1 protein-coding gene and 1 pseudogene are annotated in these 876 nt (G+C 68.6%); one reads left to right on the top strand and one right to left on the bottom strand.

Features of this window, described 5'->3' with window-relative positions; genetic code table 11:
- Positions 1–115: pseudogene (locus HET64_RS39955) on the bottom strand (electron transfer flavoprotein subunit beta); the annotation flags it as partial.
- 169 nt (positions 116–284) lie between these two features.
- Between HET64_RS39955 and HET64_RS38555 the strand changes: the two are divergent.
- A partial coding sequence (locus tag HET64_RS38555) for a TetR family transcriptional regulator (RefSeq protein WP_215111870.1) occupies positions 285–876 on the top strand: 592 nt, incomplete at its 3' end.

The raw sequence follows: 876 nt of genomic DNA, 5'->3' as shown, positions 1-876 counted from the left end.
GCTCCGACAACAGACCGTCGACATCCTCACGGTCCAGCGTCAGGTCATCGGCGAAACGCCGGTCACCGGTCGCGTCGGGCACGTACTTCACACAGACAACGATCCTCAAGCTCACGCCGGCTCTCCTGCCTACCTGGGTGTGGTCCCACCTGGGTGTCATTCGTAGTGATGGACAGATTATGGCACTCAGTACCCTCTGTAAAGGTACGCAGTGCCAAAACACTCCTTCCGGTGCTACGTTTCGCCGCATGAGCGAGGCACGAGGACCCGAGAAGAAGGCACCCATGCGGGAGGCGCTCGCGCAGGCGGCCTTCCAGCTCTTTCTGGAGCGGGGCTTCGAGCGGACGACCGTGGACGACATCGTGGCGCGGGCCGGGGTGGGCCGGCGTTCGTTCTTCCGCTACTTCCCGTCCAAGGAGGACGCGGTCTTCCCGGATCATGAGCGCTGCCTCGCCGAGATGACCGAGTTCCTGGCCGGCGTCGACGACAGCGACCCGGTCGGCGCGGTGTGCGACGCCGCCCGCATCGTGCTGCGGATGTACGCGGCCAACCCGGAGTTCTCCGTGCGGCGTTACCGCCTCACCCGGGAGGTGCCGGGGCTGCGGACGTACGAACTGTCGGTGGTACGCCGCTACGAGCAGACCCTCGCCGGGCATCTGCGCGGCCGGTTCGGTGAGGGCGGGGACGGTGAGCTGACGGCCGAGGTGATCGCCGCTTCGGTGGTCGCCGCGCACAACAACGGGCTGCGGTTGTGGCTGCGTTCGGGCGGAGAGGGTGACCCCGAGGCGGCCGTCGATCATGCGCTCGCCCTGGTGCGCGAGGTGTGGGGGCGGTCCGCCGCGGAGGCGGGCGCGCCGTCGCCGGAGGGGCGGAACG

The organism is Streptomyces sp. McG3 (assembly GCF_018619185.1).
Classification (GTDB): Bacteria; Actinomycetota; Actinomycetes; order Streptomycetales; family Streptomycetaceae; genus Streptomyces.
Note: the sequence above shows the minus strand (reverse complement) of the source record. Positions and strands in the feature narration are given on the sequence as shown.